Below are 25,259 nucleotides of genomic sequence, written 5' to 3'. Positions count from 1 at the left end.
CCCTCCGTGGCATCGGTTCCCCCGAAATGAAAAAAATCCAAATACCCCGATACGGACGGTCCGCTCGGTAGCCTGTCGCTATGACATCGAGCAGGGGGATTCTCGAAGAGTTGGATACGACCGGCCTCGACACCGTGTTGTCCGAGGCGGCCTGCCTCGGGGCGACCGTCGACACCCGCGCGAAACTTCTGCACCTCGAAGTCGAGGCGCAGACCCTCCCGGAGCCCGGTGGCATCCTCCCGACCGCGGACCCGCTCACCGGGCACACGCGGATCCGGCTCACCTTCGAAGGAGTCACCCGGGTGGCGGCCTCGCTGCGATCCCAACGCTGGAACGACCTCGGCCCCCGGGTCCTGCCGCTGGAGCTGTCCGGCCTGGGCGAGGCGATCACCAGTTTCGGCGGCGGTCGCCTGCACGGCTGGGAGTTCATCGATATCGACGACAGCGGATGGGCGTTGTGGAGCGAACTGCTCAGCTTCGACACCGTGATCGACGACCGGCGAAACGCCCGCCATGTCCTGGAGTTCTCTCAGGAAGAGGGCGTCGACCCACGGGAACTCGATGTGCGGGTCTGGTTCGACACCGTCGAGGCACACCTCACCGACGGCCGGACGGTACCGCTATCGGAATTGGTCTCGGCCGCCCGACGCTGGTGGGCGGCGCACGACGCCGGAGACCCACGGGCTCTGCACCCCGGTATCACCCCCGCGCTCTGATACCCGACACCTCGAACGATCGGGCATCGGGCCCACCGACGAGACCATTTCGAGTACGAGAAGGCGGGCCCGTCCGACTAGTTGGTCGCGCCCCGGCATGATTCGATGCTACGCATGGGTCGGTCCCGACACGGCGGACACGGGAATGGCGAGACGTCGGGACGAGTTCGACCCATCGGGTGTACGAATGATGGTCGAGGGCACCCCGGTACGGGAAGCGCTCGACCCGACTAGGAAGGGACATTGTGGCTGAGTACACGCTGCCAGATCTGGATTACGACTACGGCGCCCTGGAGCCGCATATCTCGGGGCAGATCAACGAGATTCACCATTCCAAGCACCACGCCGCCTATGTCGCCGGTGTGAACGCCGCACTGGAGAAGCTGGAAGCCGCCCGCGAATCCGGTGATCACTCCGCCATCTTCCTGCACGAGAAGAACCTCGCCTTCCACCTCGGCGGTCACGTCAACCACTCCATCTGGTGGAAGAACCTCTCCCCCAACGGTGGTGACAAGCCGACCGGCGAGCTGGCCGCGGCCATCGACGACCAGTTCGGTTCGTTCGACAAGTTCCGCGCGCAGTTCACCGCGGCGGCCAACGGTCTGCAGGGTTCCGGCTGGGCGGTGCTCGGCTACGACACCCTGGGTCGGAAGCTGCTGACCTTCCAGCTGTACGACCAGCAGGCCAATGTTCCGCTGGGGATCATCCCGCTGTTGCAGGTCGATATGTGGGAGCACGCCTTCTACCTGCAGTACAAGAACGTCAAGGCCGACTACGTGAAGGCCTTCTGGAACGTGGTCAACTGGGCCGATGTGCAGGAGCGTTTCGCCAAGGCCACCAGCCAGGCCAACGGACTCATCTTCGGCTGAGTAATTCCGGCCGAGCACTACTCGACCGAATACTCGCCGTACCGAACGGAAACGAGACCCGCGACCGCATGGCCGCGGGTCTCGTTTGTTTCTGCCGCGCTTCCCCTGGGCAACCAGGTGATTTCGGGCCGATAACTAGCACTCTCTGGTACTTGTGTGCCAGATAACTCTCGAGTAATTCTCGTCTTCCAAGAAGTTCGAGGACGGGTAAGGCCGCCGCCCCGGCATATGCGGGAGGCATCATGCGCAGCAGTAGTTCGATCGGTATCACCCCCTTCCAAGCGAAAGGTTCCCTGCGGGGTTTCGTCGTCTCCGGCCGCTGGCCGGAAACCACCAAGGAGTGGGCACAGGTATTGGTGCTCGCGGTGCGGGTGGCCACCCTGCCCGGACTACTTCCCACCTCCACGGTCTTCGGCGTACGCGAGGAACTCCCCGACGATCCCGAGCCGGATACGGTTGGCCTGGTGATGGCCGAGGGACCCGTGCTCGGTGCGGAAGCGGTGGAACCCGGCCGGTTCGCCGAGCACATACCACCGGCCCTGCTCATGCTGCATCCACCGTCGGAAACCACCCCATCCCTGCCCGAGTGCACCGGCGCCGCCTCCGGATGCGTGTTGTTGCCCGGGTTGCCCCATCTGGGTCTGGGACATCGCGCCGCATGGGCCGAGGCCGAGGCGGATGGCACCATCACCTCACTGGTCAGCCGGGTAGGGCTCGATCCGATCAGCGATCCCGATACCGCTGTCCTGGCCATGCTGCTGGCAGCCTGACGAGCTCCTCGACCGTCGGTCGATCGAGGTGCGCAGATCGCGGAATCCGGCGTTCACCGGCGGTGATCGCCGGGACGAGCCATGCCCTTCACCGGCCCGAACGGGTTTGCCAGGCGCATGCCGACATGGTGTTGAGGCTACCCAGGAACGGTTTTCAGGTAACCCTGAATATCACCAAAGCCTTACCAAACTTATTGTGACGGTTGACTTTTCGATACCGCCTCGTTGTCGGCGCCGGAATGCTGCGGTACAGTTGCCGATAACGAAGGGGAGTAGCCCCCAATCACGTAATCGACATACTGACCCACACCCGTTGGGTCCGGTTGCGTGAACCGACGGCGTTCGGTGGGCGAGACCTTCGGCCGAACAAGCCCTACGTTGTCGGCCGGAGGCGTACCCGTATCCGGCCGGCAGGCCGAAGAAACGGGAGCAACAGCCAGAAATGATCGCCACCATCGGACTCGCCATCGGCATCGTGTTCTTGGCCGAACTGGGCGATAAATCCCAGCTGATGGCCTTGACGTTCGCCCTGCGCTACCGCTGGTGGGTCGTACTCGGCGGGATAGCCGCGGCCAGCGCGGCGGTCCACCTCATCTCGGTGACGATCGGCCACTTCCTCGGCACGGCGCTGCCCGCCGATGCGATCGCCTTCCTCGCCGCCCTGACCTTCCTCGCCGTCGGCCTCTGGACGCTGCGCGAGCTCGCCACGGACACCCCCGAGGAGCAGTCGTCACCGTCCCGGTTCACCACCGCCGCCCCGTTCTTCGTGGTGGTCTCGGCCTTCCTGCTGGCCGAACTCGGCGACCGCACCATGTTCGCCACCGCGGCATTGGCCACGGAGAATTCGTGGGCCGGGGTCTGGCTCGGCTCCACCATCGGCATGGTGGCCGCCGACGCGCTGGCCCTCGCCCTCGGCATTCTGGTCGGCAAACACCTACCCGAACGTGCCATCGGTATCGGCTCCGGCCTGTTGTTCCTCTTCATCGGCACACTCACCGCCCTCGACACCGGCCTGCCGAGCCTCGGGCTCCTGCCCGCCGCAACCATCGCGCTGCTCGTGCCGCTCATCGCGGGGGCGGTGCTGTGGGCGACCCTCGGCCGTCGGACACGCGAACTGCCCACCGCCTCGGCGAGCCCTGCCGAGATCCCGACCCAACGGGCGGATGATCTTCGGTAAGGGGTCCGCTCCCGACCACGCGGACCGCGGGCCGATATCCGGCCGAGCCCGAAGAATGGATCTCTACCTGCACTTCAACCCGACGAGGGCCGGCCACGGGACCGTGTCCGGTCGGGTCGGTTAGGGTGCAATTGACGTAATGCCAACTGGCTTGTCACGAACGAGAGGACCATCGTGGAGATTTCGGGTTCCGCCGCCATCGTCACCGGAGGCGCGTCCGGGCTGGGCGCCGCCACCGCCAAGCGCTTCGCCGAACTGGGCGCCACTGTCTTCGGGCTCGATGTACCGCAGTCGATCGAGCGGGCCGGCGACAATGTGCCCGACGGGGTCACCCTCCTCGCCGCCGATGTCACCAGCCACGAAGAGGTCGAGGCCGCCGTCGCCAAGGTGGTCGAATCGGGCTCGCCGCTGCGTATCGTGGTCAACTGCGCCGGTGTCGGCTGGGCCGGACGCATTCTGTCCAAGAACGGCCCACACGACCTGGAACTGTTCCGCACGGTGATCACCGTGAACCTGCTCGGCACCTTCAATGTCATGCGGCTGGCCGCCGACGCCATCGCCAAGACCGAGCCCGTCGACGAGTTCGGCCAGCGCGGTGTGATCATCAACACCGCCTCGGTGGCCGCGTTCGAGGGTCAGATCGGCCAGATCGCCTACTCGGCGTCCAAGGGTGGTGTGCATGGTATGACCGTTCCGGCCGCCCGCGACCTGGCCCAATTCGGTATTCGGGTCAACACCATCGCCCCCGGCATCATCGACACCCCCATGCTGGCCGGTGTCACCGAGGAATACCGCAAGGGCCTGGAGGCCGGCGTGCCGTTCCCCTCGCGCCTGGGCCGTCCCGATGAGTACGCCCAGCTGTCGCAGTACATCGTCGAGCACGACTACCTGAACGGCGAGACCATCCGGATGGACGGCGCCCTGCGCATGGCGCCGCGGTAATCACTTCCGCGCGATTTCCCGACGTCCGCCCTTCCGGCCACCACGCCGGAAGGACGGACGTTGTCATGGGGGTATCGACCCCGATATACCGCGAAGATCGACCGGCACCATCACTCGGTCGCACACGATCGTCAAGGGCCCGCGGGCCGTATGAACGAGCACACGAACCCGCGGGCGAACCACTCGACGACTACAGCGTGCGGGTGAGCCGATCGGTGAGGATATGGGCGAATTTCGCCGGATCCTTCAGTTCACCGCCTTCGGCCAGGACCGCCGTGCCGTAGAGGAGCTCGGCGGTTTCGGTGAGCTCGGGCACCTTGCCCGCGTCGGCATCCTGTTTGCGGCTGTCGTAGGCATCCCGCAACCCGGTCACCAGCGGGTGGGTCGGGTTGAGCTCCAGGATCCGCTTGGTTGTGGGCAGCAGCTGCCCGGAAGCGCGGTACATCCGCTCCAGCGTCGGCGTGAAGTCGAAGACATCACCGACCAGGCAGGCGGGCGAAGTGGTGAGCCGGTTGGTCAGGCGCACCTCCTTGACGTTCTCCTCGAGCGTTTTGCCCAGCCAGGACAGCAGGTCGGCGAACTCCTTGTCCTGCTGTTCACGCAGCTGTTCGGTTTCCTTCTTCTCCTCCTCGGTCTCCAGATCCACTTCGCCCTTGGCAATGGACTGGAACTGTTTGCCGTCGAATTCCGGCACCGAACCGACCCACATCTCGTCGACCGGGTCGGTGAGGATCAGCACCTCGAGGCCCTTGGCCTTGAACGCCTCCATATGCGGCGAGCTCTCGACCTGCTGTCGGGACTCGCCGGTCATGTAGAAGATCTTGTCCTGACCGTCCTTCATCCGCTCCACGTACTGGGCGAGCGTGGTCGGCTCGGTCTCGGAGTGCGTGGACGCGAACGACGACACCTGCAGGATGGTCTCGCGGTTGTCGAAGTCCGACAGCAGACCCTCCTTGAGGACGCGGCCGAACTCCCGCCAGAACACCTGATACTTGTCCTGCTCGGTCTTCGCCGACTCCTCGCTGTCGGTCTCGGCGCTCTTGGCCTCGAGCCACGCCGTCTGCATGTCCTTGACGGTGGACAGCACCTTCTTGACCAGCCTCTTGCGGATCATCTGGATCTGCCGGTCCTGCTGCAGAATCTCGCGCGAGACGTTCAGCGACAGATCCTGCGCATCCACCACACCCTTGACGAAGCGCAGGTACTCCGGCATCAGCTCTTCGCAGTTGTCCATGATGAACACCCGCTTGACGTAGAGCTGAACCCCGCGCTTGTGCTCCCGGGTGAACAGGTCGAACGGCGCCTGCGACGGCAGGAACAGCAGCGCCTGGTATTCGAAGGTGCCCTCGGCCTTGAGCGGGATGACCTCCAACGGATCGTCCCAGGCGTGCGAGATGTGCTTGTAGAACTCTTTGTATTCGTCGTCGGAGACCTCGCCGCGGGGGCGGGTCCACAACGCCTTCATGGAGTTGAGGGTCTGCTCCTCGGTGACCGTCTTCTCCTTTTTGTCCTCGCCTTCCCCTTCGGTGACGGTCCGCTCCACCTTCATGCGGATCGGCCAGGCGATGAAATCGGAGTATTTCTTGACGATCTCGCGGAGCTTCCACTCCTGCGTGTAGTCGAAAAGATGATCCTCGGTATCGACCGGTTTGAGATGCAGCGATACCGCCGTGCCCTGCGGGACATCATCGAGGGTTTCGATGGTGTAGCCGGAGCTGCCCGCGGTGGATTCCCAGCGGGTGCCCGTGGTTTCACCGGCGCGACGGGTGGTCAGTGTGACCTTGTCCGCCACCATGAACGTCGAATAGAAACCGATACCGAACTGGCCGATCAATTCCTCGGCCGCGGCCTCGGACTTGGCCTCGTTCAGTTTTTTGCGCAGCTCCGCGGTTCCGGATTTGGCCAGGGTGCCGATGAGATCCACCACTTCGGCACGTGACATGCCGATACCGTTGTCCTTGACCGTCAGGATCCGCTGATCCTTGTCGACCTCCAGCTCGATGTGCAGGTCGGTGGTGTCGACATGCAGATCCTTGTCCCGGTAGGACTCCAGCCGCAGCTTGTCCAATGCGTCGGAAGCGTTGGATATCAGCTCCCGCAAAAAGGTGTCCTTGTTGGAGTAGACCGAGTGGATCATCAGCTCGAGCAGCTGATGGGTCTCGGCTTGAAACTCGAGGTGTTCGACGTTATCGGTCACGTCGAAATATTACGACTCCGCCGAGGACAAAACCGCGCCACCCGAGCGAGTGAAATCGGCCAGCGCGGGCACCTCGCGTTCGGCACAGTGCTCGCGGGGGGTGCGGGGGGTCATCCACTCCCGTAGCACGGCGGTGGCACGCACATCGTCCTCGTTGTACTCCAACAGCCGGGTGCGCTGGGTGAGATCGGGCTCGCCGTCGTAGCCGACCGCGTGCCGATACCACGTCATCGACGCCTCCCCATTGGCCTCCGGATCGCGCCAGGAGAAACCGGCGACCGGGGCGATCTTCTTCAGACCCTTACCGCTCGGGCAGATGAACTGGTCGGTCACCGCCTGGAACATATCCACCCACTGGGGGGAGTTCACGAACTCGGTGACCTGTTCGACCGTGGGCACTCCAGGACGTCCGGCGAACCGACGGGCCGATTCGAAGAGCCATTTGTCCTCTGCGGTGCGGGAGTAACAGTAGGCGGCGAAAGTTTTACCGGCCGCGGTGGCATCCGCCCGCACCCGCATCAACCAGGTCCAGAACTCGCCGAAGGACCGTCCCTCGTCCTCGGTCGGGAGCGGATCCCAGGTGACGAACGGACGATACCGTCCCTCGAGCAGGGTGCCCCATAGATAGGCGCCCTCCTCCTGATAGCTCTCCAGGTCGACGTCCACCTCGACATCGGCGCGGCGCACCCGCACCCGATCGAACCGACGAACCAGCGGCGCACCCGCGAGCCAGGCCCGAGCGGTGACCACGGCCTCCTCGAACGGACCGTGTTGCCAGTCGTCGGGTTCGGGCCCGGACCAGGCGGCGAGCTCGTCGATGGTCCGAACGCCGTGACCACGCAGCACCTCGGCGCGCGAACCGGGCGCCACCACACTGACATCACGCCGCGCGGTCAGCCACTCCTGGCAACCGCCGGGCTCCCCGCGGGTCCACCAGGGGCACTGCCGACATTCGGGCACCTTGGACGGCAGCGTCGGCGCCTGGCCGCGCAGGACCGCGATTCGGTCCGCGTATCGGCGGTCGTAGTCGTCCAGGACCGAGGTGAGATCGTGCACCAGTATCCGATCGAAGTGGTAGCCGATCACTCCGCCCACCACCGCCGGGCTCGCCAGACCATGGCGCTGCAACATGCGATACAGGTGGGCCAACCGCTGCTGGTTACGCGGCTGCTGACGCAGTTTGCGGTGGGGGTCGGGTTGCGGATCCCAGCGGTACAGATCGGAGGTGGTCGGATGGAAGTCGGCGGGTTCCGGGCGGCGCGGGTCGGTCACCTTGTGATTGACCACGATCACCGGGATATATCCACCTCGCTCGGGGTCGCGAAGCAGAATCTCCGCCCCACCGCGCCTGCCGGTATCGGGTTCCTGCGGCAACAGTCCACCCCAGATACGCGGCGCTCCGGCGGCGCAGGCCCGCATAGTGGCCTCCGCCCGCGCGCTCGCGGACAATGTCGGGTCTATGACCACCCAGCTCTCGGGGTCGGCCGACACCAGGGCGTCGCGTACCCGCGCGCGATGTTCCGCGGCGGCGATACGACGTTGCTGGACGCCCGGGTCCTCTCGGACCGTTGCCAGTATTTCCGGGTGCGCCGCGTCCAATCCGAGTCGATGCCGACAGCCGATCAGCCCGCGGGCGTCGAGATACACCGGGGTCGAACCGCGCCGATCGGCGTGCTCGCGAACGGAAGAACCCGTCTCGTCTCCACTGGTGCGAACGCCGTTCGCCCGTCCGGCACGGTCGGCGTCCATACCACCCTCATGGTCCAAATTCTCGTGACCTTCGCGGTCGGCACTGCCCGGCTGCACTCATGCAGTATGGTCCCTCCCCCCGACACTTCCGCCCACCGCATATATCCACAGCCATTCCGCACCCACGGTCGAGCCCACCGCTCGCCGGAGCGACACTCGACCCGATAGGGTGTCGACAGACCGTGTGACATGGGCGAACGACGCCGTTCCCGCGCCGTATCGCCATGGCGAACCAGCATGACGGAGGGCTTCGATGGGGTTGTTCAAGCGCAAGCGGCGGCCGAGTCGCCGGGCCGAGGCGAAAGCCCTCAAGCACAAGGCCGCGCTGGAGGCCAAACTGGCCGCGAAGAACGACCGCAAACGCCATCGCGCGGAAGCCCGCACCCAGCGCAAGGTCGCCAAGGCCCAGATCGCGACCCTGCAGGCAGAGGAGAAGGCCGCGCTCAAACTGGCCGCCAAGGCCGAACGCGACCCGTTCGGTCCGGCACAGATCAAGAAGTACCTGAGTGTGGCGCGGATACTGCTGCCCGTACTCGCTCCGCTGGCCTACCGCGGCGCCACCTACCTACGCGGGCAGCTCGATGCCCGACGTGCCGCACAGCTGGGGATCGGCATGGACCAGCTCGGTGATTTCGCCGGTCACGGTGGGCGGCTGAAGGTGCGCATCGCCAATGCCGAGGCGGCGCTGGACAAGATCACCTCGAACAAGGACGCCGACGGGGCGCAGCGATTCGTCACCGCGACCCGCAAGCGCCTCGATTCCCTGTCCACGGCGATCCGCACCGCCGAGCAGCTGCCGCCGGCGCGCCGCCGGGCAGTGCATACCTCCGTCGATACCGAACTGGCCACCATCGAAGCCGATGTGCTGGCCCGCCTCGGCGTCTCCTGACCCGCTCGACACCCCGCCGTGTCCCCCCGGTCGGCCGGCTGTCCGCCCCGCGGTTGCGCGGTCGGCGCGACGACGGGCGCGTTGGCCCTCGCCGCGCACGGTATATCCGGCGGTGGCTACCCTTCCACCGCCGGTGCCGCACTACTCGTTCTGACGGCGGCGCTCACGGGATTCGCCGCCGGGTCGGTCGATTCCGTGGCGCTCGGGCACAACCGCTCGTGGCCCGATAGCGGTGGTTCCGGCTCGACATCGTTCGCCGGCCTCGTCACCACCCTGGCCGCCGGACAACTCATCGGGCATATGGCCCTGACCGCCCTGGTGGGACACGCATCCGGGACGGGCCACCACCACCCGGACGCTGCCGGGGTATTCGGTGGTGTGCCGTTCGGCGATATGCCGGCGCCCTGCCGGTCGGCGATCGCACATATGTTGGCGACCCTGCTGTGTGCCGCCGCCATCGCCGTCGCCGAACGGCTGTATCGGCTGCTCTCCCGAGTGTTGCGCATACTTCTCACCGCACCTGCTACGCCGCCCGGCGCCGAACAGCGCACCTGTCACGGAAATCCGGTGGCATCGCTTCGTCTTTCTCCGAACGGGCCCGGTGGACCGCGTGCTCCACCGATGGGCCTACGCGTTGCCCGACCGTTCCCTTCGAAGAGAAAGCGATCCGCTCATGCACAGTTCGATCCCGCATGCCCGGGCTCTGCCCCGACCCGCATCAACCCCCCGCTCCGTGGCCGTGCTGTTCGCCTTCGTCGCCGCCGCGCTGTTCCTCGTGGTGGGTCCGGCCGCCGGCCCGGCCCTGGCGCATTCCGCGGTGGTCGGCAGTTCACCGGAGGACGGCGCCACCGTCGACAGTGGTCCGGCGCGGGTGACGATCACCTTCAACGAACCCATTCAACCGAATTTTCCGGCCATGACCGTTGTCGGGCCGGACGGGCACCTGTGGTCGAAGGGTGTTCCGATCGTCGAGGGCAAGACGGTCAGCGTCCCGCTCGGGGAACTCGGTCCGGCCGGGGTCTACCGGGTGGCCTATCGCGTGACCTCGGCGGACGGCCATGTGGTCAAGGGCGAGCGCACCTTCACCCTGACCACTCCGGGTACAGGCACTCCCGGCCCCAAGGCGGGTGCGGAGCAAAGCGATGAGGGATCCGGTGGTATCCCGGCCTGGGTGTATGTGGCCGGGGTAGTGGTGCTGTTCGGAGCCGTGCTGGCCTTCGCCCTGTTCGGGACCAAATTGTTCGGCGGCAAGGGCAAGTCGAACCGGTGATCGGTACCACCCCCGAGCACGCTCGGCCCACCGCATTGTTGCCGATCGTGCCGGCGGGGCTGTTCGGAGTGGCGCTCGCCTGGATATTGGCCACGGTCACCGGCGCGGCCACCGTTCGTTTCGGCGCCGACGGGGCCGGCGCCGCGGTGCTGGGGTTGGCTGCGCTGCCTCGGCTACACGACCGGCTCCGCGTGCCCTGGCGAATGCTCGCCGTGCTGGCCGGTCTCTGGTGCGGCACCGAGTTCACGGTGCTGGTCTTCGAGGCGGCCGATGTGGTGGGTGTGGGGCCGGAGACGATGGGCCTCCACGACTTCGGCATCTACCTGGGCGAAACCAGTAGCGGCCAGGTGGGAGTGGTCATTCTGATGGCCACTGCCGCCATCACCGGGTACGCGGTGTTCGCCTTCCGACGACCGGAGCAGGTCACACCCGATCTGGTGTTGGTCTTCGCCGCGGTGACCCTGGTACTGCGGCCGATCACCGGGCATATGTCCCAGCAGCCGTTGGGGTCGGTCCTCGCCGCGATCCACACACTGGCGGCGGCCGGCTGGTTCGGTCTGCTGATCGGATTGGCTCTGGTGGTGCGTGGTCGCGGCGACTGGGCGGTGACCCTGCCTCGATATTCGGCGATGGCCCTGCCCTTGGTCGCGGTAATCGCGACGACCGGAGTGGTCAACGGCCTGGTCCGGATCGGCGGGCTCGAACCTCTCGTGAGCACCGGATACGGGCGAATACTGCTGGCGAAGACCTCGATCCTGGTGATCCTGTCGGTGCTGGGCTGGTGGTGGCGGCGCACCTGGGTGATCCGGGCCGCGGCGCATCGAATGCCCGCCGAGGCATCGCTGCGGCGGGCGGTGGTGGAGTTGACGGTGATGGCGCCGGCATTCGGGTTGGCGGCTTCCTTGGCGGTTACCGCCTGAAAAGTCAGCGGTCACCGCCGGAAAAGTCAGCCGCGCGACAACCCGGGCATATCCGCCGGTCGGGTCCATAATCACCCTGGCATGATGCACACCATAGGAATAGCCTATTGATATGAAAAAGCCCACTTTCAAGCAACGGATCGCCTACGATCTGGGCCGCGAACTTCCCGCGGAGCTGCACGAGTGGGTGCTCCACGACCTCGTCGGTCACGGGGCCATGGAACGCTACCTCGTCCGTTTCGTCGGGCCGATCATTCCGCTCCTGGCACTGATCCTGCTGTTCCCCGGTGGGTCGACCACTCTCGAGGTGGCAATCATCGGAATGATGATCGTCCCACTGATCATCTTCACGGTCGCACTGAGCCATGTGTGGCGGCGGTTCCGCTTGGTCCAGCACGGGCTCGACCCCGAACTGGTCGACCACAGCAAGGTTTCCGAGCGTGATCGACAGCTGTACAACCGGCACTACCGGCACGGATAGCGCATTGCGATAACCAACCGGAGACCGGGCCGACCGAACGGCCGGTTCGGTGAGGCGGCACAATCGACTATGTGACCGAATCAGCGCATGACACGGCGACCGCGGATCTGGCCGACGAGATCGGCCCGGATATCCGCAGCTGCGATACCCAGTTCATCCAATTCGGCGGCCGGGCGGTTTTCTCCGGTCGGATCACCACTATCCGCTGCTTCCAGGACAATCTGCTGGTCAAGCAGACATTGAGCGAGCCGGGCGAAGGTAAGGTGTTGGTCGTCGACGGCGGTGGCAGTGTGCACACCGCCCTGGTGGGCGATATCATCGCCGGCCGCGGCGTGACCAACGGCTGGGCCGGGGTCGTGATCAATGGCGCGGTGCGCGACTCCGCCATCCTGCGCACGCTGGACATCGGCATCAAGGCCCTGGGCACCAATCCGCGCAAGAGCACCCAGACCGGCGCCGGAGAAAAGGATGTTCCCGTCGAGTTCGGCGGTGTCACCTTCGTTCCGGGCGAAATGCTCTACAGCGACCACGACGGCATAGTGGTCCGCGCGCAGGACTGACCTGGTCACGCAGGGAAGACGGTCGGCGTCCTCGCGCGCCGGCCGCACACTATCCTGCGGCGACCCGCGCCCGGTGACCGGCCAGGGTGACCACATCACCGACCTGCAACTGCCGACCACGCCGTAACTCGACCTCGTCGTTCACCCGCACCAGTCCCGCGGCGATCACCGTTTTGGCCTCCGATCCGGAGTCGATCAGATTGGCCAGTTTCAGGAATTGACCGAGTCGGATGATTTCGTCATCGATCGGTACATCGACTGGTTCTGACATGAAGTAAATACATACTCCCCCTTTCGGACTCGCCGAACACCACCCCATCCCGTCGACGACATCGAGCACCTCCCTTTGTCGGCGACAACGATAGTGGCGCACGAGGACGACGAACACGCCGCGCCAGAGGCATGGCATATCCGACATCCCTGTGTACAGACTGGTCAGGTGATGTCCACGCAGGCTCGACAACACCTCGAAGCCACAAGTCCGGCACAACGAACGAAACCACCCGTTCCCCATCGGGGGCACGGGCGTTTTTCGGAAGTGCCGCATATCGCGGGATCGATACTCGGCGTGTTCGCGGTGCTGTGTTTTCTGTGGAGTCTTTCGCCCACACTGCGTTTTCTCATGCGAGCACCGCGTCACTATATCGATAGCTATTACTTCGACGCGCCGGATACCAACCTGATGTGGGCGCTGATCGTCGGCCTGCTCGCGGGCGCGATCAGCAGTCGCAAACGGGTCGCCTGGTGGCTCCTGTTGGGCTATATCGGCTCCTATGCGGTGGTCAACGCCATGGCCGTCGTCCGACACGGCGATATGCACGCGCTGGTGGCCCTGGTGGTGCATCTGTTGATACTCGCCGTCCTGGTCGCGGCCTGGCCGGAGTTCTACACGAAAGTGCGCCGCGACGCGGGGTGGAAAGCGGCCGGGATATTGGTCGGCGGCCTCGCGATCGGCACATTGTGGGGCTGGGTTCTGGTGGAGTTGTTTCCCGGCAGCCTCCCGCCCGGGATACAGCGACCCGCCTGGGCGCTCTACCGCGTAACCGCGGCGGTACTGGCGGAGAACGAGCACTTCGATGGGCATCCGCACCCCTTCGTCAATTTCCTGCTCGGCCTTTTCGGTGCCATCGCCCTCTTGGCGGCGGTCGTCGTCCTGCTGCGTTCCCAGCGGGCGGCGAACGCGATGACCGGTCTCGACGAATCGGCGATCCGCGGCCTGCTGCAACGCTCCGATGTGGAGGATTCGCTCGGTTACTTCGCTACCCGACGGGACCGGGCGGTGGTATTCGCGCCCAGCGGCAAAGCGGCGATCACCTATCGCGTCGAATTGGGTGTCTGCCTGGCCGGTGGTGACCCGATCGGCATCAAAGAGGCGTGGCCACAAGCGATCGACGCGTGGCTGCGGCTGGCCGATCGGTTCGGCTGGGCGCCGGCGGTGATGGGCGCGAGCGAGCTCGGCGCGACGGCATATCGGCGGGCCGGACTCTCGGCCTTACGCCTCGGCGACGAAGCCGTTCTGGACACCCGGAATTTCTCCCTGGCGGGGGCCGAGATGAAACCACTGCGTCAGGCCGCGAACCGACTGCGCGCGCACGGCGTCACCGTACGTATTCGCCGGCACGGCGATATCCCCGCCGAGGAATTCACTCGCATCGCCGCCCGCGCCGACATCTGGCGTGATACCGAGACCGAGCGTGGCTTCTCCATGGCGCTCGGCAGGTTGGGTGACCCGCTGGACTCGGACTGTCTGCTGGTCGAGGCGGTCGACGCCCAGGGCCGGGTACTGGGTATGCTGTCGCTGGTCCCGTGGGGACGCACCGGCGTCTCACTGGATCTGATGCGTCGCGACCCCACCGGTCCGAACGGGGTCATGGAGCTGATGATTTCCCAGCTCGCCCTGAATTCCGAGTTGTACGGCATCACCAAGGTGTCGTTGAACTTCGCGGTATTTCGCTCGGTATTCGAAGAGGGCGGGCGAATCGGGGCCGGTCCCATACTTCGGCTGTGGCGTGGCGTACTGCTGTTCTTCTCCCGCTGGTGGCAGTTGGAGGCCTTGTACCGCTCGAATGCGAAATACCGGCCGCGCTGGGTGCCCCGGTTCTTCATGTTCGAAGAATCCAGACAGCTGCCACGAGTCGCGGTGGCCGCCGCACTGGCCGAGGGTTTCCTGCCGCGGTTCGGTAGGGAACCGGAGGCGATGGCCCACACCGGTGTGCGCACATCGGTACCCGCGACCCTCACCGGACTGCACCCCGACGGCAGCGCGCCCGATCTCGTCGAAGGGGCGGTGGAAACACGAGCGCCGCGGCGACCGGAGCAGGTCAAGGTGCGCATGGACAAGCTCGCGCGTCTGGCCGCCGCGCAGATCGACCCGTATCCGGTCGCCTACCCGCCCACGCACACCATCGCTGCGGCCCGACATTCTCCGCTGGGCACTACGGTCCGGGTCTGTGGGAGATTGCTGCGCATCCGCGACCACGGTGGGGTGATTTTCGCGCTGATCCGGGACTGGACCGGAGATATTCAGCTGCTCATCGAACGCGACCGGGTGGGGATCGAGCGCAGCGCCGAATTCGGCGCGTTCTTCGATCTGGGCGATCTGATCGAAGTGAGCGGCCGACTCGGACACAGCAGACGCGGTGAGCTGTCCCTGCTCGCGGCGGATTGGCGGATGCTGGGCAAATGTCTGCATCCGCTGCCGAACAAATGGGAAGGGCTGACCGATCCCGAGGTCAGGGTGCGGCAGCGCTACCTCGACATGGCGATCAATACCGATATTCGGGAGGTGCTGGCCAAACGCAGCGCCGTGCTGCGTTCGCTGCGCGACTCGCTGAACTCGCTGGGATATCTGGAGGTGGAGACACCGATCCTGCAGCAGGTACACGGTGGCGCAAATGCGACACCATTCGCCACCCATATCAATGCCTACGATCTCGACCTCTATCTGCGCATCGCGCCGGAGTTATATCTCAAGCGGCTGTGTGTGGGCGGTATGGAGAAAGTGTTCGAGATCGGACGGACTTTCCGCAACGAAGGCGTCGATTACAGTCACAACCCCGAATTCACCATTCTCGAGGCCTATGAGGCGCACAGCGACTACGAGCGCATGATGCACATCTGCCGCCGACTCATCCAGGAGGCCGCGATCGCGGCGAACGGCGCGATGGTGGTGTTGCGACCGAATGGCGACGGCACCTTCGCGGAGGTGGACATCTCCGGTGACTGGCGGGTGAAAACGGTGCACGGCGCGGTATCCGAGGCGATCGGAACCCAACTCACCCCGGCGACGCCGGTGGAGGAACTGCGCGTATTGTGCGACAAGGCCGAAGTGCCCTATCAACACGCCTGGGACGCCGGCCAAATGGTGCTGGAGATGTACGAGCATCTGGTCGAGTCGCGCACCGAGGAACCCACCTTCTATATCGACTTCCCCACCTCGGTATCGCCGCTGACCAGGCAACATCGCAGTATTACCGGCGTCACCGAGCGCTGGGATCTGGTGGCGTGGGGAGTCGAACTCGGCACCGCCTACAGCGAACTCACCGACCCGGTGGAGCAGCGGCGCAGGCTCACCGAACAATCGCTGCTCGCGGCCCACGGCGACCCGGACGCAATGGAACTCGACGAGGACTTCCTGTTGGCGCTCGAACACGCCATGCCACCGACCGGTGGGCTCGGGATGGGCGTGGATCGACTCGTCATGCTGATCACCGGCCGCAGTATTCGCGAAACCCTCCCGTTCCCATTGGTGAAACCACGCTGAATCCGGCAGCGCCGGAAATATTCCCCATCCCTGGTGGCGCCAGTAGGGTGGGAACGAGCCAGGACGCAGGAGGAGGCGTCCGGATACCATCCAGATCGGGGTTTTCTTTGTACCATCTTGACCTGCTCACCAATGCGAGTCTGCTGGATCATTCGACCTGGGCGAGCCCGGATGTGCTGACATCCGCGCTGGAATACGAGGCTCGTAAACGGAGTAGGAGTAAAGGTCGCGGCGGCTTCGGACTGTTCGGCCTGCTCTGCTGCGTGATCGTTGTCCTCCTGATCGTCGGTCTGATCCTCCTGATGAAACGGAAGAACAACAACCAACAGCCTCCCGGACAATTTCCGCAACAGCCCTATCCACCGCAGGGCGGTTATCCCCAGGACCCCAATAACCCCTACCCGCCGCAGGGTGGCTACCCCCAGAATCCGAACAATCCCCACCCACCACAGGGTGGCGGTCAATATCCGCCGCCCCCGCCCCAAGGCTGGTGACACCGGTCCGCGCGGTCGAATACATCACCTCGGCCCGGCTCGCGAACTCGCGGGTCGGGCCGAGTGCTGTCCACCCGTCCTCGGCGGGACCGGGCGGCCGCGTCGATATCCGGTATCTGTCCGGTGATACCCGAATGGTGGCGGGCGCCGGGATGGGGCAGAGTTGATCGAGTGCAGTTGATACTCGTTCGCCATGCGCAGCCCCAGCGGATCGAGCAGGCCGCTACCGAATCGGAAACATCGCTGCCCGCCGCCACGGAATCGGCTCCTTCGAGGACGGTGTCGGCCGCCGACCCGGCCCTGGCTCCGATCGGGGTCGAACAAGCCGAGCGAGTGCCGACCGCATTGGACCACCATCGGATCGTCCGGGTGATCAGCAGTCCGCAGCGACGGGCTCGGGAAACGGCCGCACCGCTGGCCGCAAAGCTGGGACTGTCCGTCGATATCGTCGATGATCTGGCCGAATACGACCGTGACCTTCCGTTCTATATTCCGATCGAGGACGCCAAGGTCGATCACCGGGAATCCTACGAGCGGATCAAGGCCGGTTTCCTACCGACGCAAATCGATGCGGACGCATTTCGCATGCGGGTACACGATGCGATAACCGAGATCGCCTCGACCACCGAACCGACCGATACCGTGGTCGCCTTCACCCATGGCGGGGTCATCAATGTCACCCTGCAGGAATTACTCGGTCTGTCCCGGCCGCTGACCTTTCCGATCGACTACTGCTCCATCACCCGAATTCTGTTCTCCCGGACCGGTCGACGCACCGCGGCGACGGTGAACGAGAACGGTCATGTCTGGGATCTGCTGCCCCGCAATATGACTTCGCGTTCCTGAACACCCGATCGGCGACGCCACACCGCAAACGAACGGCCGCCCGACCCAAACCTGGGTCGGGCGGCCGTTCGAGTCGAAGGTCCGTGGTTCGGATCAGGCCATACCGGCGATCCAGTTGTGCATCCAGGAAACAGCGGTCTGACCGCCACCCACCTGATAGCTGCCGTAGCTGTTGTGGGCCTGGGACTTGTAGAACTGCTCCAGCTCCTTGGCCCGCCGCTCGGTTGCGCTTTCGCTGAGCTGCTGATGCAGGGCCGGCACCCCGCCGTGCCGCATCAGATCATTGACGATGGCCGCCGCTTCCAGCTGATAACGCCACAGATTCGCCGGATTGGCGTCGGAGATCTGCACGAGGAACCCCGCGAAGCGGGTGACGAAATCGTCCGGGGCCGTCGAGCAGTAGAGGTCGTTCACGGCGCAGACGGTCCGCACTCGGTCGCTGATCCAGCCGAAACCACCTACCCGCGGGCCGCTGGCCCCGGCGCCGGGCGCGGGCGTACCGACCTGGATATCGGTCGGCGACCGACGCGGATCGGAGATCAGCCCCACCCCGGCAATGCGATCGGGCGGAACGACGCCGAGTCCGGTGCCGATCTCGGCGGCGAGATCACCGGCGGCGTCGGCACCCTGGCTGTAACCGACCAGGGCGATCTTGGTCGCCCCGCAGCGCTGCGCCATGGCCGAGATCATACCGCGCGCATTGTCCACGGCCTCTTTCTTGGACTTACCGTAAACGTCGCCCTCCCAAGGGAAAGCGGTGGCCGCGTAGGTCACGTAATCGACTTTTGCCGAGGATGGCAGACCACGGGTGACCCCGGCCAACATGCCGGGCTGCGGTGTCCGATCATGGCCGGTTTCCCAGGTGCCCGGGATCGCCACCACATACAGACTCGGGCAGCCGGGTGCCGCCGATGCCGCGCCGCTACCGAATACCAATCCGGATGCGACCGTCGCACATGCACCCAGGGCCGCGGCAATCCTTTTCAACCGCATACCGCTCCAGTTCCCTACTGCCTCGCCCGGGAGGCCCTTCGATATCGCCACGTCCGTGACCCGACGGATACATCGAGAACCGCGCCGTTCACATCCGTGTCCGGGCCACTCCGGAAGATAACAATAAGGCCACTCAACCCACCGCGCCATACGGAAAACCAGCGCGTCCTATTTCGGTCATATAAAAAGACGCCTGCCGGAATGAATCCGGCAGGCGCCTTGCTCGCGAGCGTAATTCAGCGTTGGGCGACCATGGTGGGAGTGATGGGAGCCGGCAGCGCGGTCTCACCTTCCAGGTAACGGTCGACCGCGGAGGCAGCGGAACGCCCCTCGGCAATGGCCCAGACGATCAGCGACTGACCGCGACCCATATCACCGGCGACGAAAACACCGGGCACATTGGTGGCCCAATTCTTGTCGCGCTGCACATTTCCGCGCTGGTCGTAACCAACCCCCAGATCGTTGAGCAGCCCCGACTTCTCGGGTCCGACGAAGCCCATGGCCAGCAGCACCAGATCGGCCTCGAGCGTGAAGTCGGTGCCCTCCACCTTCTCGAAGCGACCGTTGACCATTGTCACCTCGTGCGCCTCCAGGCCGGTGACCTTGCCATCCGCGCCGATGAACCGCTCGGTGTTCACCGAGAACACCCGTTCGCCGCCCTCTTCGTGCGCCGAGGACACGCGGTACATCAGTGGGTAGGTCGGCCACGGGGTGGAGCCGGCCCGCTCGGCCGGTGGACGCGGCATGATCTCGAACTGGTGCACGGTGGCCGCGCCCTGGCGGTGCGCGGTACCCAGGCAGTCGGCACCTGTATCGCCACCGCCGATGATGACGACCTTCTTACCGCGCGCGTGGATCGGCGGCAGACCGTCACCATCGGTGACGGGATCGCCGTGCTGCACCCGGTTGGCCCACGGCAGGTACTCCATGGCCTGGTGGATACCGTCCAGATCGCGTCCCGGGATCGGAAGATCCCGGGCCACGGTGGCACCACCGGCCAGCACGATCGCGTCGAACTGTTCGCGCAGCCGATCGGCGGTGATATCGACACCGACGTTCACCCCGGTCTTGAAGATGGTGCCCTCGGCCTCCATCTGCGCCAGCCGGCGGTCGATGAAGCGCTTCTCCATCTTGAATTCCGGAATGCCGTAGCGCAGCAGCCCGCCGATCCGGTCGGCCCGCTCGAACACGGTCACGGTGTGTCCGGCGCGGGTCAACTGTTGAGCGGCGGCCAGACCCGCCGGCCCGGAGCCGACGACGGCGACCTTCTTACCCGTCAACCGGGTCGGGTACACCGGCGCGACCCAGCCCTCGTCGAAGGCGTTCTCGATGATCTCGATCTCGACCTGCTTGATGGTCACCGGGTCCTGGTTGATACCGAGCACACAGGACGCCTCACACGGCGCCGGACACAACCGACCGGTGAATTCCGGGAAGTTGTTGGTCGCGTGCAACCGGTCGATGGAATCGCGCCAACGGTCCTTGTAGACCAGGTCGTTCCACTCCGGGATGAGATTGCCCAGCGGGCAACCGTTGTGGCAGAACGGGATACCGCAGTCCATGCACCGGCTGGCCTGGCGTTGCAGGGTCTCGTGCGGGAAGCCCTGCTCGTAGACCTCTTTCCAGTCCATCAGGCGCAACGGCACCGGACGCCGGGCGGGCAACTCCCGCTGTGTGTACTTCAGAAATCCCTGGGTGTCACCCACGAGCGGCCTCCATGATCGCCTCGTCGACGTCCTTGCCACTCTTCTCAGCCTCGGAGATAGCGAGGAGTACCTTCTTGTACTCGCGTGGCATAACTTTCACGAAGTGGTTCACCTGCTGCGACCAGTCACTCAGAATCCGCTCGGCGACAGCCGACGCGGTCTGGTCGCGATGCTCGGTGATGATGTCGCGCAGCCAACCGAAGTCGTCCCCGGACAACGGCTCGATGGCATCGCTCTGTTCGGGGTTGACCCGGGACGGGAACACCCCGTCGGGGTCGTAGACGAACGCGATACCACCGGACATACCGGCGCCGAAGTTGCGTCCGGTCTCGCCGAGGATGACGACCCGACCGCCGGTCATGTACTCGCAACCGTGGTCACCGACACCCTCGACCACCGCGATGGCGCCGGAGTTGCGGACCGCGAATCGTTCGCCGACCACACCGCTTATGAACGCCTTACCGCTGGTCGCGCCGAACAGGATCACATTGCCCGCGATGATATTGCGCTCCGCGGCGAAATCCGCCGGTGCGTTCGGGGCCGGGCGCACCACCAGGTGTCCACCCGAAAGACCCTTGCCGACATAGTCGTTCGCGTCACCGCGCACCCGCAGCGTGATACCCGCCGGGACGAACGCGCCGAAGCTGTTGCCCGCGGAACCGGTGAAGGTGATGTCGATGGTGTTGTCGGGCAGGCCGGCGCCACCGTAGAGCTTGGTCACCTCGTGGCCGAGCATGGTACCGACCGTCCGGTTCACGTTGGTGATCTTGGTTTCGATCTTCACCGGCTTGCCGAATTCGAGCGCGTCGCGACTCTGCGCGATGAGCTCGTTGTCCAGCGCCCGGTCCAGACCGTGGTCCTGCTCCTTGGTGCGGCGACGGTCCTGGTACATGAACGCCGTCTCGATATCGTCGAGGATCGGCGACAGATCCAGCTTGCTCGCCTTCCAGTGCTCTTTGGCCTTGGTGGTGTCGAGCAGATCGACGCGGCCGATGGCCTCGTCCAGGGTGCGGAAGCCCAGCTGGGCCAGCAGTTCCCGAACCTCTTCGGCGATGAACATGAAGAAGTTCTCGACGAATTCCGGCTTACCGGTGAACCGCTGCCGCAGAATCGGGTTCTGCGTGGCCACACCAACCGGGCAGGTGTCCAGGTGGCAGACCCGCATCATGACGCAGCCGGACACCACCAGCGGAGCGGTCGCGAAACCGTACTCCTCGGCGCCGAGCAGCGCGGCGATCATGACATCGCGGCCGGTCTTCATCTGGCCGTCGACCTGCACCACGATCCGGTCGCGCAGACCGTTGAGCAGCAACGTCTGCTGGGTCTCGGCCAGACCGAGCTCCCAGGGGCCACCGGCGTGCTTGAGCGAGGTCAGCGGCGACGCGCCGGTACCACCGTCATGGCCGGAGATCAGCACCACATCGGCATGCGCCTTGGACACACCCGCCGCGACGGTACCCACACCGGGCTCCGCGACAAGTTTCACGTGAATCCGCGCCTGCGGGTTCGCGTTCTTCAGATCGTGGATGAGCTGCGCCAGGTCCTCGATCGAGTAGATGTCGTGGTGCGGCGGGGGCGAGATCAGACCCACACCCGGTGTCGAATGCCGCACCTCGGCGACCCACGGATACACCTTGTGCGCGGGCAGCTGACCGCCCTCGCCCGGCTTGGCGCCCTGGGCCATCTTGATCTGGATATCGGTGCAGTTGGTCAGGTAGTGCGCGGTCACACCGAATCGACCCGAGGCGACCTGCTTGATCGCGCTGCGCCGCCAGTCGCCGTTCTCCTCCGGTTCGAAACGGGCCGGCGACTCACCGCCCTCACCGGAGTTGGAGCGACCGCCGAGACGGTTCATGGCGATGGCCAGCGTCTCGTGCGCCTCCGCGGAGATGGAGCCGTAGCTCATCGCGCCGGTGGAGAACCGCTTGACGATCTCACTCGCCGGCTCGACTTCTTCGATCGGGATCGGGGAACGCACGCCGGTCTTGAACCTGAACAGACCGCGCAGCGAGGCCAGCCGCTCGGACTGGTCGTCCACCAGCCTGGTGTACTCCTTGAAGATCGAGTACTGCCCGGTGCGGGTGGAATGTTGCAGCTTGAAGACGGTGTCCGGGTTGAACAGGTGATATTCGCCCTCACGCCGCCACTGGTATTCACCGCCGACCTCGAGCTCGCGGTGCGCGCGCTCGTTGCGGTTCTCCAGGAAAGCGATCCGGTGCCGGGCCGCCACCTCCGCGGCGATCTCGTCCAGCCCTATACCACCCAGGTGCGAGCGCAGACCGGTGAAGTACTCGTCCACCAGCTCCTGCGACAGACCGATCACCTGGAACAGCTGGGCGCCGTTGTAGGAGGCCAGAGTGGAGATGCCCATCTTGGACATCACCTTCAGCACACCCTTGCCGGCGGCCTTGTTGTAGTTGGCGACCGCCTTGCGGTAGTCGGCGGCCAACCCGGCCTTGCCGTCGGTGCTCGCGGTGCTGTCCGGCATCTGCAGCACACCGCGTTCGAGCATGTCCTCGATGGACTCGAAGGCCATGTAGGGGTTGATCGCAGCGGCGCCGAAGCCGACGAGCATGGCCATATGGTGCACCTCACGGGCGTCACCGGCCTCGACCACCAAACCGACCATGGTCCGAGTGCGCTCGCGGACCAGGTGGTGATGCACCGACGAGGTGAGCAACAGCGACGGAATGGGCGCCAGCTTCTCGTTGGACTCACGGTCGGACAGCACGATGATCCGGGCCCCGCCGTCGATCGCGGCCGAGACCTGGGTATTGATCGCCTCCAGCGCCTTGCGCAGCCCCTCACCGCCCTCGGCCACCGGATACAGACCGCGCACCACCACCGAACGCAGTTCGGGATGACTGCCGTCGTCGTTGATGTGGAGCAGCTTGGCCAGCTCGTCGTTGTCCAGAATCGGCTGCTCGATGGCGATCTGCTTACACGAGTCCGGGGTGGGGTGCAGCAGGTCGGCCTCCGGGCCGATATGCCGACGCAGACTGGTCACCACCTCTTCCCGGATGGCATCCAGCGGTGGGTTGGTGACCTGCGCGAACAGCTGGGAGAAGTAGTCGAAGAGCAGTCGCGGCCGCGCCGAGAGCACGGCGATCGGGGTGTCGGTGCCCATCGAGCCGAGCGCCTCGGCCCCGGTGCGGGCCATCGGCGAGATCAGCAGGTTCAGTTCCTCGTTGGTGTAGCCGAAGATCTGCTGCCGGATCAGCACCCGGTCGTGCGGCATATGCACATGCGGACGGTCGGGCAGATCGGACAGGTGCTTGACCCCGGCCTCGAGCCATTCCCGGTAGGGGTGCTCGGCGGCCAGTTTCGCCTTGATCTCCTCGTCGTCGACGATCCGACCCTGTTCGGTGTCGACCAGGAACATTCGGCCCGGCTGCAAACGGGCCTTCTTGATCACCTTGGACTGGTCGATATCGAGCACACCGACCTCGGAGGCCATGACGACCAGGCCGTCCTCGGTCACCCAGATCCGACTGGGACGCAGGCCGTTGCGGTCGAGCACGGCGCCGATCACAGTGCCGTCGGTGAAGCACACCGAGGCCGGACCGTCCCACGGCTCCATGAGCATGGAGTGGTACTCGTAGAACGCCCGCCGAGCGGGGTCCATGTTCTCGTTGCGTTCCCAGGCCTCGGGGATCATCATCAGCACCGCATGCGGCAGGCTGCGTCCGCCCAGGTGCAACAGTTCCAGGACCTCGTCGAAGCGCGCGGTGTCACTGGCACCGGGGGTACAGACCGGGAAGATCTTCTCCAGCCGGTTCTTACCCGCCGAGTCGTAACCGAACACCTCCGAACGCAGCAGCGCCTCTCGCGCCCGCATCCAGTTCTCGTTGCCGGTGACGGTGTTGATCTCACCGTTGTGCGCGACCCGGCGGAACGGGTGGGCCAGCGGCCAGGACGGGAAGGTGTTGGTGGAGAAGCGGGAGTGCACGATGCCCAGGGCGCTTTCCACCCGTTCGTCCTGCAGATCCAGGTAGAACGCCCGCAGCTGCGGGGTGGTGAGCATGCCCTTGTAGACGAAGGTCTGCCCGGACAGGCTCGGGAAGTAAACCGTTTCCCGGCCGACCGCACCCTCGCCCGGACCGGATTTGCCCAGCTCGCGTTCCACCCGCTTGCGGATCACATAGGCGCGCCGCTCCAGGTCCATTCCGGACAGCTGTTCGGCGGACCCGGCGGGCGAGCCGATGAAGATCTGCCGGAAGGTCGGCATGGCGTCGCGGGCGAGCGCACCCAGCGACGATTCGTCGATGGGCACCTCGCGCCAGCCGAGTACCGCCAGGCCCTCTTCCTTGACGATCTTGTCCACGCGGTAGGCGGCCAGGGCCGCTTCCCGACGGGCCTGCGGCAGGAAGGCGATACCGGTGGCGTAGGAACCTTCGGGGGGCAACTCGAAGTCGACCACTGCCCGGAAGAAGCGATCCGGGACCTGGATCAGGATGCCGGCGCCGTCGCCGGAGTTCTGCTCGGCGCCGGCGGCACCTCGATGCTCCAGATTCAACAGAGCCGTAATAGCCTTGTCGACAATGTCACGGCTACGACGACCGTGCATATCGACAACGAATGCGACGCCGCAGGCGTCGTGCTCGTTCGCCGGGTCGTAGAGCCCGATGGGTCCGGGCGACCTGTGGCCAGGAAGTTGCGTCATGCCTCTGCCTTCGAGAAAGTCGACATTCGACGTGGTACGGCCCATCGGATGGCCCGTCGAACGCCTGAGCTGTCGAACGCTTTCGTCTCCGACCGCGTCCGTACGTTCCGGAAACCAGCCGCGCTGATGGTCTTCGGCGTGCAGTCACGTCTGAAGTTGTCCACCCGCATGTGCCGCGGGTCTCGGGGTAACAAAACGCCTATGTATCCCTATCGGCGAGCGGGGTTCACCCGCTCGGCTCGGGTCCCCGCAGT

19 protein-coding genes are annotated in these 25,259 nt (G+C 65.4%); 13 read left to right on the top strand and 6 right to left on the bottom strand.

The window, feature by feature from the left end; genetic code table 11:
* The first annotated feature begins 80 nt into the window (after positions 1-80).
* The 5 genes from ON32_RS00415 to ON32_RS00395 all read left to right on the top strand — a co-directional run bounded on the left by ON32_RS00415 (position 81) and on the right by ON32_RS00395 (position 4,474).
* Complete coding sequence (locus ON32_RS00415; RefSeq protein WP_040787777.1) at positions 81-716, top strand: hypothetical protein; 636 nt, start codon at positions 81-83, stop codon at positions 714-716.
* Positions 717-961: 245 nt separating this feature from the next.
* Positions 962-1,585, top strand: coding sequence for a superoxide dismutase (locus tag ON32_RS00410; protein WP_040787776.1), 624 nt, complete (start codon positions 962-964; stop codon positions 1,583-1,585).
* A 242-nt stretch (positions 1,586-1,827) separates the two neighbouring features.
* Positions 1,828-2,355: a hypothetical protein gene (locus ON32_RS00405; protein WP_040787774.1), complete on the top strand. Its 528-nt coding sequence runs from the start codon at positions 1,828-1,830 to the stop codon at positions 2,353-2,355.
* Between the two features lie 442 nt (positions 2,356-2,797).
* A complete protein-coding gene (locus ON32_RS00400; protein WP_040787773.1) occupies positions 2,798-3,532 on the top strand; it encodes a TMEM165/GDT1 family protein in 735 nt (244 codons plus the stop codon).
* A 174-nt stretch (positions 3,533-3,706) separates the two neighbouring features.
* The gene (locus tag ON32_RS00395; protein WP_040787772.1) at positions 3,707-4,474 is read left to right on the top strand and encodes an SDR family NAD(P)-dependent oxidoreductase; all 768 of its coding nucleotides are present in this window, start codon (positions 3,707-3,709) and stop codon (positions 4,472-4,474) included.
* A gap of 190 nt (positions 4,475-4,664) precedes the next feature.
* Here ON32_RS00395 and htpG read toward each other — a convergent pair whose 3' ends face one another.
* On the bottom strand, positions 4,665-6,671 hold the full coding sequence (gene htpG / locus ON32_RS00390; RefSeq protein WP_040787771.1) for a molecular chaperone HtpG: 2,007 nt from the start codon (positions 6,669-6,671) through the stop codon (positions 4,665-4,667).
* 9 nt (positions 6,672-6,680) lie between these two features.
* The gene (locus ON32_RS00385) at positions 6,681-8,477 is read right to left on the bottom strand and encodes a TM0106 family RecB-like putative nuclease (protein WP_245550723.1); all 1,797 of its coding nucleotides are present in this window, start codon (positions 8,475-8,477) and stop codon (positions 6,681-6,683) included.
* Between the two features lie 196 nt (positions 8,478-8,673).
* Between ON32_RS00385 and ON32_RS00380 the strand changes: the two genes are divergently transcribed.
* The 5 genes from ON32_RS00380 (at position 8,674) to rraA (ending at position 12,540) form a co-directional block, all read left to right on the top strand.
* The gene (locus ON32_RS00380; RefSeq protein ID WP_040787770.1) at positions 8,674-9,309 is read left to right on the top strand and encodes a DUF6474 family protein; all 636 of its coding nucleotides are present in this window, start codon (positions 8,674-8,676) and stop codon (positions 9,307-9,309) included.
* 673 nt (positions 9,310-9,982) lie between these two features.
* Positions 9,983-10,579 (top strand): copper resistance CopC family protein, encoded by a 597-nt coding sequence (locus ON32_RS00370; RefSeq protein WP_051132705.1) that lies wholly within the window; start codon positions 9,983-9,985, stop codon positions 10,577-10,579.
* Positions 10,579-11,499: a CopD family protein gene (locus ON32_RS00365; protein ID WP_040787913.1), complete on the top strand. Its 921-nt coding sequence runs from the start codon at positions 10,579-10,581 to the stop codon at positions 11,497-11,499. The genes ON32_RS00370 and ON32_RS00365 overlap by 1 nt, the downstream gene beginning before the upstream one ends.
* A gap of 112 nt (positions 11,500-11,611) precedes the next feature.
* Positions 11,612-11,980, top strand: a complete 369-nt coding sequence (locus tag ON32_RS00360) for a DUF5313 family protein (protein WP_040787766.1) — start codon at positions 11,612-11,614, stop codon at positions 11,978-11,980.
* Positions 11,981-12,051: 71 nt separating this feature from the next.
* A complete protein-coding gene (gene rraA / locus ON32_RS00355) occupies positions 12,052-12,540 on the top strand; it encodes a ribonuclease E activity regulator RraA (RefSeq protein WP_040787765.1) in 489 nt (162 codons plus the stop codon).
* Positions 12,541-12,589: 49 nt separating this feature from the next.
* Here the strand turns inward: rraA and ON32_RS00350 are convergent, their stop codons facing one another.
* On the bottom strand, positions 12,590-12,811 hold the full coding sequence (locus tag ON32_RS00350) for an RNA-binding S4 domain-containing protein (protein ID WP_040787763.1): 222 nt from the start codon (positions 12,809-12,811) through the stop codon (positions 12,590-12,592).
* Between the two features lie 171 nt (positions 12,812-12,982).
* Between ON32_RS00350 and lysX the strand changes: the two genes are divergently transcribed.
* From lysX to ON32_RS00335, 3 genes are all read left to right on the top strand, one after another.
* A complete protein-coding gene (gene lysX, locus ON32_RS00345) occupies positions 12,983-16,303 on the top strand; it encodes a bifunctional lysylphosphatidylglycerol synthetase/lysine--tRNA ligase LysX (RefSeq protein ID WP_040787911.1) in 3,321 nt (1,106 codons plus the stop codon).
* Positions 16,304-16,410: 107 nt separating this feature from the next.
* Entirely contained in the window at positions 16,411-16,797 is a 387-nt protein-coding gene (locus tag ON32_RS00340; RefSeq protein ID WP_051132704.1) for a hypothetical protein, read from the top strand.
* Between the two features lie 171 nt (positions 16,798-16,968).
* Positions 16,969-17,643, top strand: coding sequence for a histidine phosphatase family protein (locus tag ON32_RS00335; protein ID WP_040787761.1), 675 nt, complete (start codon positions 16,969-16,971; stop codon positions 17,641-17,643).
* A 93-nt stretch (positions 17,644-17,736) separates the two neighbouring features.
* Here the strand turns inward: ON32_RS00335 and ON32_RS00330 are convergent, their stop codons facing one another.
* The 3 genes from ON32_RS00330 to gltB all read right to left on the bottom strand — a co-directional run bounded on the left by ON32_RS00330 (position 17,737) and on the right by gltB (position 25,005).
* Positions 17,737-18,636 (bottom strand): cutinase family protein, encoded by a 900-nt coding sequence (locus tag ON32_RS00330; protein ID WP_083873802.1) that lies wholly within the window; start codon positions 18,634-18,636, stop codon positions 17,737-17,739.
* Between the two features lie 236 nt (positions 18,637-18,872).
* Positions 18,873-20,342, bottom strand: coding sequence for a glutamate synthase subunit beta (locus ON32_RS00325; RefSeq protein ID WP_040787759.1), 1,470 nt, complete (start codon positions 20,340-20,342; stop codon positions 18,873-18,875).
* Positions 20,335-25,005, bottom strand: a complete 4,671-nt coding sequence (gene gltB, locus ON32_RS00320; protein ID WP_040787757.1) for a glutamate synthase large subunit — start codon at positions 25,003-25,005, stop codon at positions 20,335-20,337. Before gltB ends, ON32_RS00325 begins: the two co-directional genes overlap by 8 nt.
* Positions 25,006-25,259 lie beyond the last annotated feature (254 nt).

The sequence above is a fragment of the Nocardia paucivorans NBRC 100373 genome, assembly GCF_000308675.1.
Classification (GTDB): Bacteria; Actinomycetota; Actinomycetes; order Mycobacteriales; family Mycobacteriaceae; genus Nocardia; species Nocardia paucivorans.
This window is presented reverse-complemented; position numbering and strand designations above follow the sequence as displayed.